10 protein-coding genes and 1 pseudogene are annotated in these 10,183 nt (G+C 49.5%); 5 read left to right on the forward strand and 6 right to left on the reverse strand.

What is annotated here, in order from left to right; translation table 11 throughout:
* Positions 1–225 (forward strand): hypothetical protein (locus FYJ73_RS15805; RefSeq protein ID WP_206081806.1); only part of this gene is annotated, 225 nt, incomplete at its 5' end.
* Positions 226–996: 771 nt separating this feature from the next.
* Positions 997–1,323 (forward strand): annotated as a pseudogene (locus FYJ73_RS15080) (BRO-N domain-containing protein); the annotation flags it as partial.
* Between the two features lie 15 nt (positions 1,324–1,338).
* On the opposite strand, the gene FYJ73_RS15085 reads toward FYJ73_RS15080, so the two are convergent.
* The 4 genes from FYJ73_RS15085 to pyrB all read right to left on the reverse strand — a co-directional run bounded on the left by FYJ73_RS15085 (position 1,339) and on the right by pyrB (position 5,349).
* Complete coding sequence (locus FYJ73_RS15085; RefSeq protein ID WP_154535566.1) at positions 1,339–2,265, reverse strand: DUF7017 domain-containing protein; 927 nt, start codon at positions 2,263–2,265, stop codon at positions 1,339–1,341.
* 295 nt (positions 2,266–2,560) lie between these two features.
* Positions 2,561–3,841, reverse strand: coding sequence for a serine hydroxymethyltransferase (gene glyA, locus FYJ73_RS15090; protein ID WP_154535567.1), 1,281 nt, complete (start codon positions 3,839–3,841; stop codon positions 2,561–2,563).
* A gap of 38 nt (positions 3,842–3,879) precedes the next feature.
* Positions 3,880–4,335, reverse strand: coding sequence for an aspartate carbamoyltransferase regulatory subunit (pyrI, locus tag FYJ73_RS15095; protein ID WP_154535568.1), 456 nt, complete (start codon positions 4,333–4,335; stop codon positions 3,880–3,882).
* Between the two features lie 57 nt (positions 4,336–4,392).
* A complete protein-coding gene (pyrB, locus tag FYJ73_RS15100; RefSeq protein ID WP_154535569.1) occupies positions 4,393–5,349 on the reverse strand; it encodes an aspartate carbamoyltransferase in 957 nt (318 codons plus the stop codon).
* Between the two features lie 113 nt (positions 5,350–5,462).
* Between pyrB and FYJ73_RS15105 the strand changes: the two genes are divergently transcribed.
* Genes FYJ73_RS15105 through FYJ73_RS15115 form a run of 3 tightly spaced genes read left to right on the forward strand, consistent with a single transcriptional unit; the run spans position 5,463 to position 8,516 of the window.
* Positions 5,463–7,769, forward strand: a complete 2,307-nt coding sequence (locus FYJ73_RS15105) for a penicillin-binding protein 1A (RefSeq protein WP_154535570.1) — start codon at positions 5,463–5,465, stop codon at positions 7,767–7,769.
* Positions 7,770–7,806: 37 nt separating this feature from the next.
* Positions 7,807–8,316 (forward strand): nitroreductase family protein, encoded by a 510-nt coding sequence (locus FYJ73_RS15110; protein WP_154535571.1) that lies wholly within the window; start codon positions 7,807–7,809, stop codon positions 8,314–8,316.
* A gap of 2 nt (positions 8,317–8,318) precedes the next feature.
* Entirely contained in the window at positions 8,319–8,516 is a 198-nt protein-coding gene (locus FYJ73_RS15115; RefSeq protein ID WP_154535572.1) for a PspC domain-containing protein, read from the forward strand.
* Positions 8,517–8,816: 300 nt separating this feature from the next.
* On the opposite strand, the gene FYJ73_RS16190 is transcribed toward FYJ73_RS15115, so the two are convergent.
* Positions 8,817–8,924 (reverse strand): flavodoxin family protein, encoded by a 108-nt coding sequence (locus tag FYJ73_RS16190; protein WP_206081807.1) that lies wholly within the window; start codon positions 8,922–8,924, stop codon positions 8,817–8,819.
* A 324-nt stretch (positions 8,925–9,248) separates the two neighbouring features.
* Positions 9,249–10,049, reverse strand: coding sequence for a LysR family transcriptional regulator (locus FYJ73_RS15120; protein ID WP_154535573.1), 801 nt, complete (start codon positions 10,047–10,049; stop codon positions 9,249–9,251).
* Between the last annotated feature and the right edge of the window lie 134 nt (positions 10,050–10,183).

Below are 10,183 nucleotides of genomic sequence, written 5' to 3' on the forward strand. Positions count from 1 at the left end.
TTAATCGTTTATGTATCAATGATTTATTTGCACTACAAAGATACAAAAACTTTTGGACATTCCTTCTCTTTTCTCTTGATTTTTAAGACTTTAAGGGCGAGCTATTTGCAAGTGGGAAACTTTAGTAGATTTAAAAAGTTTCTGATGCAAAGTTACTACACAATCGCCCCGTTTCCAAATCCGGGGCTTCTATTGCAGTTAAAATCTGTTAACAGCGGCGCGTAAACATCATTTTTCTGCATTTATGGTTTGCCAGGGGCGTGATTATTATTCGTTCACGGTATATATATCGTTGGGCAGGACGAAACTCCCAACTCCTAATTCCCAACTCCTAATTCCTAACTCCTAACTCCCACATACGCAACAACGCAACACGCAACAACGCAACATAAGGTCGTTTCTGACCATCAACGGCAAATGTGACCGAAAATGAGACTATATAGTAAAAACATATTATATTATTATATATTATAATATTATTTAATATATTAATAATTAGTATTTTATAGAATCTATCTATTCTATCTTCTTATTTTACAATTCTGATTTTGCCCGACATGCGATAGCTATAAATGTTGCGTTGTTGCGTTGTTGCGTTGTTGCGTTTTTGGGGGGGGGAGGGAAGAAAAAGGGTAGGGGAGTTGGAGAGTTCGGAAAAGGTTGTATATTTGCAAGTCGAAAGTAAGAATGCTGATGAAAGCATTATGCGAGCAAAGTCGGGGAAAGCGCTACACCGCTACACCGCTACACCGCTACATAAGGCCGATACAGACATGCGACGAGGAAAACACAGAAAATGAGACTATAGAGTAAAAATATATTATATATATTATATATTATTATTAATATATTAAATATTAGTATTTTATGTTATTTGTTTGCTTATCTTCTAATTTTACAAATTCGCTTATTCCGACATGCGATAGCTATAAATGTAGCGGTGTAGCGGTGTAGCGGTGTAGCGGATGGGAGGAGGGAAAAGAAAAAAGTGGGGAACCGTGGTTCGTGGGAAAAGACGTGGCTGTGGCACTGGGATATTCTGTTGCAAGAAAAGCTATTCGTGACCACGTAGACGAAGAAGACAAGCAAATCCTAACGTTCCAAAATGGAACCTTTGAAAGTCTGGACATTCCGAACAGAGGGCTTACCATCATCAACGAGTCGGGCCTTTACTCCCTCGTCCTCTCCTCGAAGCTCCCGCAGGCGAAGGTCTTCAAGCGCTGGGTCACCGCTGAGGTGTTGCCCTCCATCCGTCGCCACGGAGCCTATGCCACGGCACCGACATTGGGAGGAAGGGCGTCACCAAGCACTCTTACCGTATGATGTCCCGTGTGGGGGTCACTCGTTGTCTATGAGTTTGTTGACGACGGCCTTTGCGCGGAGATACATCAGTCGCTCGTCCTCGTCTTTGACCGGCTTGGCAGTTTTCAATTTATCCATCAGTCGTTTGGCAAATGCCGTGATATGCTGCTGATGGCGTTGGCGGATGCCGAAGTAGCATTGCAGCTCGTAGGCAGCTCTTGCGGGCAACGTGTCCTGCATAAGCGCGGCGAGCTCGAGATGGTACTTGGCGCGGTATTCCTCTTTCCGCTGCATCGTGACAGCCATGCTGTAGAGGGCAATCTTCTCGCTCGGATTGTAGATGAGTTTTGCGAGCTCAGCATAGAGATAGCTGTCGTGATGGCGGCGGAGTAGCTTCTTGTAAGTGTCCACAGCCTCTTTTTTCTTGCCAAAGAGCGTGTGCATTTGTGCCAGATGGCGAAGGTTTTCCTTGTAATATGGAGATTTCTTCAGTGCTGTGCGGAAAAGGTCGGCGATGGTGTCGACATACTTTGTGTCGCGCTGAGGCAGGTTTTTCAGCAGATGGTTCACAACCTGCTGGCCGAGTGAGGGCACGGAATGGCCTTGGGCAATATAAGGCTGCCAGTCTGCTTCGGTCATCCGGTTGAAGAAGGGCATGAAGTAGACGAGGTTGAAGTTGTCGATATTCTTGTCGAGTGTCAGTGCCGCGTTGACAATGGCTCGGTTGCCCATGAGCAGTCGGTCTTGGATGTGGGGATAGAGCTGTGTGAGCTGGTAAAGCAGCTTGCGGGCCTCGTCGATCCGCTTCTCCCGGACGCGCATCTTAAACAAGTCGTTGGTGCACCAAAACATGCAGAGGTTGGTGTGTGGGCCTTGGTGGATGGCATAGATTTGCAGGATGGCGCGGTAAGCCTCTTCGGTGCGCCCCTCTTTTCTGAGTTCAAAAATGTCTCTGACTTCCATAGGCTTTTTCTTTTGCAGTGTGGTCGATAAGGTTTAGGCTGTAAGGCTTTGTCGTGTTATTTCATGTTTATTTGTATTTGTCTTTTGCCCAAATGATGTTGCCGTAGAGATCGTAGTAGTGGTCTTGTGCCATCCATTGCTGGTGTTTGGGCGTCGCGTTGGGGTTGAGGCATCGTGAAGCCCTTTATCAGGCTGCCGGCGAAAGATAGTACTCGGTGACGGTTAAATGTCATAAGAAAAAGATCCAGAGGCGACGGATCGCCCCTGGACGGATAGTAAGGATCTAAAACAGAAATTAGTAAGCGAAGAGCGGATACTGCTTCATCGTGTCATTAACTTTCTCACGCACGCGCTTGATGACCTGTTCGTTCTCGGGGTCTTTGAGCACTTCGTCGATGAGGTCGGCGATGAGGTGCATCATATCTTCCTTGGCGCCACGTGTGGTCATGGCAGCGGTACCCAAGCGGATGCCTGATGTCTGGAAGGCACTGCGCTCATCGTAGGGCACCTCGTTTTTGTTGACGGTGATGTCAGCAGCTACGAGTGCGTTCTCTGCGACTTTACCCGTGAGATCGGGATATTTCTGACGCAGGTCGAGGAGCATCGAGTGGTTGTCAGTGCCGCCGCTGACGATGCTGAAGCCATGGTCGATGAGGTCCTGCGCCAGCACGGCAGCGTTTTTCTTCACCTGAGTAGCATACTCTTTCCATGACGGACGCAGGTTCTCACCGAAGCCGACAGCCTTGGCAGCGATGACGTGCTCCAGCGGACCACCCTGGTTGCCTGGGAAAACAGCCGAGTTGAGCAGCTGGCTCATCTTCTTCAACTCGCCCTTCTTATTATGTTTGCCAAAGGGATTGTCGAAGTCTTTGCCCATGAGAATCACGCCACCACGGGGACCACGCAGCGTCTTATGCGTCGTCGTGGTGACGATATGGGCGTATTTCACCGGGTTGTTGAGCAGTCCGGCCGCGATGAGTCCGGCCGGATGAGCCATGTCGATCATCAGCAGTGCACCCACCTCGTCGGCGATCTTGCGCATACGTTCATAGTCCCACTCACGGCTATAGGCCGAGCCACCACCGATGATTAGCTTCGGCTTGTATTCCAGTGCGAGTTTCTCCATATTGTCGTAGTCCACGCGCCCGGTCTCGCGGTTGAGCGTATAGCCGATGTGGTTATAGAGGATACCGGAGGTGTTGACACTGCTGCCATGAGAGAGGTGACCACCCTGGTCGAGGTCAAGACCCATGAAGGTGTCGCCGGGCTTCAACACAGCGAGCAGCACGGCTTGGTTGGCCTGTGCACCGGAGTGAGGCTGTACATTGGCAAACTCAGCGCCGAAGAGTTTCTTGACGCGCTCGATGGCGAGGGTTTCTACCTGGTCCACCACTTGGCATCCGCCATAGTAACGTTTGCCGGGCAGACCCTCAGCATATTTGTTGGTCAGATAACTGCCCATAGCCTGCATCACCTCGTCGCTGACGAAGTTCTCTGATGCGATCAGCTCCATGCCTCTGAGCTGACGCTGGTGCTCCTGCTCGATGAGGTCGAAAATCTCTTGATCTCTTTCCATAGTGTGAATGTTAATAATATGATTTATACAAGTTCTACTTATACAAGTTCTACGTTGTTGATGTCTTGCTCTTTATCGCAATAGTGGCATTTCACAATACCCTTCTCCTTGTCGATGACAGTGAAGAAAGTGTCCATGGGCTCGTTGTTGGTGATGCACTTGGGATTGTTGCATTTGATGATTCCATGGAGCTCATTGGGTGTGACCACCATTTTCTTTTCCACCACCTCGTAGTCCTTGATGATGTTCAGCACCACGTTGGGCGCGATGACCGACAGTCGGCTGATTTCCTCGTCGGTAAAATATTTATTGGTGATCTTGATGATGCCTTTTTTTCCGAGCCGTTTCGATGGCAGGTTGTAGCCGATGAGTGTGGGCACGTCGATATCGGTCAGATGTAGCAGACGCGCCACCTCATAGGTTTTCTCTGAAGGTATATGGTCGATGACAGTGCCGTTTTCGATGGCGGCGACTTGCAATTCTTTCTTTCCCATGATAAAAACTATGATGATCTGATAATACTCTGATAATGAATGTGATGCTGTTTCGGGTTAAAACTGCGATTCAATGATGGTCTTGTCGTTTTTCACATCATCGAGGGTGATCCCCAGACAATAGCAGAAGATGGCTTCGCGGGCGTAGAGTCCGTTTTGGGCCTGCTGGATGTAGTAAGCGTGCGGGTTGCTGTCGACGTCGTAGGCGATCTCGTTGACGCGTGGCAGCGGGTGCATGATCTTCATGTTGGGCTTTGCTTTGGCGAGCATGCTGTTGCGGAGGATATAGACGTTTTTCACGCGCTCATACTCCATCAGGTCGGAGAAGCGCTCTTTCTGCACGCGGGTCATATAGAGGATGTCGGCGTCGGCAATCTCTTCCTCGTTGAAGGCGGTGTGCTCATGAAACTCGATGTCGTGTGCCTTGCAATAGAGCTTATATTCCTGCGGCATGGCGAGCTCCTTGGGCGCGATGAAGTGAAACACGGGGTGGAAATGACGCATGGCGGTGATGAGGGAGTGGACGGTGCGGCCGTATTTCAGATCGCCCACGAGATAGATGTTGAGGTTCTCCAGCGTGCCCTGTGTCTTGTAGATAGAGTAGAGGTCGAGCAGGCACTGTGAGGGGTGCATGTGTGCGCCGTCGCCGGCGTTGACGATAGGGATGGGAGCCACCTCGCTGGCATACTGTGCGGCGCCTTCGATATAGTGGCGCATGGCGATGATGTCGGCATAGTTGCTCACCATCAGGATGGTGTCTTTGAGGGTTTCACCTTTTGTGGTACTGGAAGTCTTGGCATCGGAGAAGCCAATGACACGTGCGCCTAATCGGTTGGCTGCCGTCTGGAAACTGAGTTGCGTGCGCGTGGATGGCTCAAAAAACAATGTTGCGACGACCTTGCCTTTCAACAGCTCACGGTTGGGATGTTTCTCGAATTCCTTGGCCATGGCGAGCAGATACATAATCTTCTCTTTGGAGAGGTCTGCAATCGTCACAAAATTATGTTTGTCCATATTATTTTGATTGATGGGTTATTTTCGACTGCTAAGTTACTGATAATTTTCCATATAGTGGTGCTGTTTGAAAGAAAAATTGTATTTTTGCAAAAGAAATAATAAATATTCTGATGCGAAGGACTTTTATAAAAACACTGTGGGTATGTCTCATGTCATTGATTGGCATTGGTTTTCTCCTCTTTTTCCTCATTTGGTTTGGGGTGATTGGCTATTCGCCTGATATAGAAAACCTGCAGAACCCGATCAACAAGACGGCGTCGCAGATCTATTCGGCCGACGGCAAGATCATCGGCACTTACAATGCCGACAAGGCCTACCGCATACCTGTGCCTTATTCCAAGCTCTCGCCCTATTTGGTCAAGGCGCTGGTGGCTACGGAGGATGAGCGGTTCTATGAGCATTCCGGCATCGACTTCATCGCCTTGGGGCGAGCCATCGTCAAGCGCGGACTGATGGGGCAGACAAGTGCCGGTGGCGGCAGTACGATCACGCAGCAGCTTGCCAAACAGCTCTATTCCGACCCTGCGCAGTCAACTACGCAGCGACTGTTGCAAAAACCCATCGAGTGGGTCACGGCCATCAAGCTCGAGCGCAACTTCACCAAGGAAGAGATCATCTCTCTCTATCTTAACTATTTCGACTTCCTCCACGGTGCTGTGGGCATCAAGACAGCTTCCAACACCTATTTCAATAAGGAGCCAAAGGATCTTACCCTCAACGAGGCGGCACTGCTCATCGGTTTGTGCAAGAATCCCTCGCTGTTCAATCCTGTACGCTATCCCGAGCGCGCCAAGCAACGCCGCAATGTGGTGTTGGGTCAGATGCTCAAGGCGGGATATCTGTCAAGAGCTGAGTATGAGGAGAATGCGGCTCAGCCCATCGTGCTCCGTTTTCATCGTGCTGACCATAAGGATGGCACAGCTGTCTATTTCCGTGAATTCCTCAGACAATACATGATGATGGACGCACCGAAGAAAGCCGACTATCCCTCATGGAATAAGCGGCAGTATGTCATCGACTCCATCGCTTTCGCCACGGACCCACTCTGTGGATGGTGCAAGAAACACACCAAGAAGGACGGTTCTTTCTACAATGTATATACCGATGGCTTGAAGATCTTCACCACCATCGACTCGCGGATGCAGCGCTATGCCGAGGAGAGCGTCTATGGCCATGTGGCGCAGTTCCTGCAGCCGGCCTTCAACGCTGAGAACCGCAAGAAACCCAATGCGCCCTTCACCAGTGAACTGACCCCGGAGCAAGTGCGGCAAATCATCGGACGGTCGATCCGGCAGAGTGAGCGCTACCGCAATATGAGGGAAGCGGGAGCCTCGCCCGAGGAGATCGACAAGGCTTTCCATACGCCTACCGACATGACGGTGTTTACCTATCATGGCGACATCGATACGGTGATGACGCCTTTGGACTCCATCCGATATTACAAGTCGTTTCTACGAGCCGGATTCATGAGCATGGACCCGCATACGGGGCAGGTCAAGGCTTATGTCGGCGGCATAGACTTTGAGCATTTCCAATATGATATGGTCATGGGAGGACGGCGTCAGGTGGGATCCACCATCAAGCCTTTCCTCTATTCCCTGGCTATGGAAAACGGATTCTCGCCCTGCGACCTCGCACCCAACGTGCAGCGTACGTATATGGTGGCCGGCCAGCCGTGGACACCACGCAACGCTAACCGCAGCCGCTATGGACAGATGGTGACGCTCAAGTGGGGACTCGCTCAGTCCAACAACTGGATCTCGGCTTATCTGATGAGTAAACTCAACCCCAACCAGTTTGTCACCATTCTCCATAAGTTTGGTATCAACAATCCCGATATCTACCCCTCCATGTCGCTTTGTCTCGGACCCTGTGAGGTGTCGGTGGGTGAGATGGTGAGCGCCTACACTACCTTTGCCAATAACGGCATCAGAGTGGCACCGCTCTTTGTCACCCGCATCGAGGACAACGAGGGGAATGTGGTGGCTGAATTCCATCCCCGGATGAGTGAAGTGATCAGTTCGGAAAGTGCCAACAAGATGCTCGTGGAACTGATGGCGGTTGTTGACGAGGGTACGGCAGGGAGACTGCGGTATAAATACAATATCCCCGGTGAGATTGGCGGCAAGACGGGTACCACCAACCGCAACTCCGATGCCTGGTTCATGGGCTTCACGCCGCAGCTCGTCAGCGGCGTATGGGTTGGAGGTGAGGACCGCGACATCCACTTCGACTCCATGCGCATGGGGCAGGGTGCTACGATGGCACTCCCCATTTGGGCTTACTTCATGAAGAAGGTCTATCGCGATCAGTCTTTGCCCTATAAGCCTAACGCGACCTTCGGGATCCCTGAGGGCTTCAATCCTTGCGCCAAAGACGACGACGGCGGGCTTGGCATTGAAGAGGTCTACGAATAGCAGAGACGAGTTCTGTACTTTAAAAGTTTATTAATTTATGACATTGAAGGAATTGGCAATAAAGCGCTTCTCTGTGCGAAAGTTTACGGACGAAGCGGTCAGCAAAGCTGACATAGACTATATCATGGACTGTGTGAGGTTGGCTCCGTCGGCCTGCAACCGACAGCCATGGAAGTTTCTCATGATCACCTCTCCCGAGGCAAAAGAAAAGATTCATCAGTGCTACGACCGCGACTGGTTTAAGACTGCACCGATGTATGTGCTGTGCTTAAAGGATGTGAACATCTGTTGGGTGCGCCCCGACGATGGCAAACCGCATGGCGACATCGATCTCGGCATTGCCGTGGAGCATCTCTGCTTGGCAGCAGCGGAGCGTGGGTTGGGCACATGTTGGGTGTGCAACTATCATGTTGAGACTCTCCAGCGTCTCTTTCCCGTGGAGGGATTCGAGGCTGTAGCCATCATTCCACTTGGACATATTGCCGCTGACTGTCCTCATGCTGAGAAGCGGCGTAGAGCGTTGAACGAAATCATAGAGGAGATTTAACGATGAATACAGGTAAACGATTGATGCGATCCATGTCGGACCGCTGGTTAGCAGGAGTGTGCAGCGGCATCGCCAACTACTTTGGTTGGGATGTGGCCATCCTGCGTTTGGTCTATTTGTTGCTGACGCTGTGCACTGCCTTCAGCGGCATCATCATCTATATTATCCTTTGGATTTGTATGCCGGAGGATAACAACTAATTTACGATGAAAATCAAGATTGCGACCGCACTGCTGCAGCTAAGGTGTACACAGACCATCGCGAGCCGTTTCTCTGTCAGAAGCAGGGGGAAGTAATCCTGCAATTACCGAAGAACTTTAAAGTTATTTGGGAGGGAAAGCAAAGAAATGATCTTTTGCTACGTTGCGATTCTTTATTCGCCACGTGGCAAAAGATCTTTTTATATATGAATACTATGTTCTGGCTCCGTCGGCTTTTCGCCTATCATTGAGAAAAGTGTTACCTTGCTTCTTTCATATTCTGTACGGTCTTCATGGTTCTTACATATTGACCTTGTGAGTCACGAACAGCGTGGTAGGTGACAAGTGTGGCACGCTGCTCTCCATGTTGCCGGTGGTGGATCCGTAAACAATAAGTGTCTTTTTCATATATACTGATTCCTTTCTTGTTTCCTTCGTTTTTTCATGTAACATTAATGTTGGCAAACGGCTGCAAACGGTCGCAAGTAATCGGTTGATTATCAGTTAACAAGCGTTTGAAGTCTTCCCAAATGGCTATTTTCCGCTTCTGGAATTTGGGCTCTCTTTCTTTTGACAGAAAACAATCATAAATCCTATCGTTTTAGATTGTGGATTACTTTAGCAAATATAAGTTCGGCAACAAACTAAATTTATTGCCGAACTTATACGACTATTATATGCAGCTGTCACATTAACATACTGTCCATCCTTTATGTACTGTTTTTAGCTGATTCAGATTTTCCCTATCTGCATACGCTTGAAGAACTCTTTTACGGCATTGCGCTGATACATCCCCTTGACATAGACCAGCGAGGTATGCATGGTTTCCTTGGCTTCCTTAATTGGAATAGCCTTGTAGCCTTCTTCCTCATAGATGACTGATTCGGAGAGAATGGCTACAAGGTGACATGACTTCACCATGTGAATCATCGTGTAAATCTCGTTGATTTCCATGAGAGGCCTCAGGTCAACACTGTGTTCACGAAGCAGACCGTCAATCATCGTGCGGGCATTCATGCCCTTTGCAGGAACTGCTGTAAGAAAAGCCTTCAGCTGACTGAGCTTCACTTCCTCATACTTTGCCAATGGGTGCTCTTCTGCTACAACGGCACATAAGCGTGACTCGAAGAGTGGTATCTCCTCCAGCAACGGCTCGTTTTCCAGAAGATTATAGGTCAGCGCAAAGTCTATCTCGCGATTATGAAGCAACGTAATGAGTTCATCGGCACGCTCGAAACGGACGACAAACTGGATGTCTGGGTATTGCGGACAGAAACGCTGCATCGTCCTGGTGAGCAACACGGAGAGTCCGTAGGTGGCACCTATGCGGAGTTTTCCCGTTTTCAGTCCTTCCATATCTTGAAGTTGCTGTCTGCCTTGCTCGGCATACTCCAGTGTCTGACGGGCAAAGGGCAGGAACTGCCTACCTGCCTCGGTCAGCGACACCTTCTTTCCGATGCGCTCGAAGAGTTGCACCCCGAGGTCATCTTCCAATTGTTTGATCTGTTGCGAAAGCGTACTTTGGACAACCAAGCATTCCTGGTGTAATCAGCAAATTTTCATGCAACATTTTTAAGAAAAATAACATATAGCATTCTTCGGCAATTAAGATGTAGCATTATTGATGCGTTTTGGCAATTAAGATGGCGCAGTACCAAGGTTTCCCT

The organism is Hallella mizrahii, assembly GCF_009695775.1.
GTDB classification, from domain to species: Bacteria; Bacteroidota; Bacteroidia; order Bacteroidales; family Bacteroidaceae; genus Prevotella; species Prevotella mizrahii.

Bases quoted from the DNA above. Each gene is read 5' to 3' on its own strand.
- FYJ73_RS15085 (WP_154535566.1), bottom strand. From the start codon at position 2,265: ATGGAAGTCAGAGACATTTTTGAACTCAGAAAAGAGGGGCGCACCGAA.
- glyA (WP_154535567.1), bottom strand. From the start codon at position 3,841: ATGGAAAGAGATCAAGAGATTTTCGACCTCATCGAGCAGGAGCACCAG.
- pyrI (WP_154535568.1), bottom strand. From the start codon at position 4,335: ATGGGAAAGAAAGAATTGCAAGTCGCCGCCATCGAAAACGGCACTGTC.
- pyrB (WP_154535569.1), bottom strand. From the start codon at position 5,349: ATGGACAAACATAATTTTGTGACGATTGCAGACCTCTCCAAAGAGAAG.
- FYJ73_RS15105 (WP_154535570.1), top strand. From the start codon at position 5,463: ATGCGAAGGACTTTTATAAAAACACTGTGGGTATGTCTCATGTCATTG.
- FYJ73_RS15110 (WP_154535571.1), top strand. From the start codon at position 7,807: ATGACATTGAAGGAATTGGCAATAAAGCGCTTCTCTGTGCGAAAGTTT.
- FYJ73_RS15115 (WP_154535572.1), top strand. From the start codon at position 8,319: ATGAATACAGGTAAACGATTGATGCGATCCATGTCGGACCGCTGGTTA.
- FYJ73_RS16190 (WP_206081807.1), bottom strand. From the start codon at position 8,924: ATGAAAAAGACACTTATTGTTTACGGATCCACCACCGGCAACATGGAG.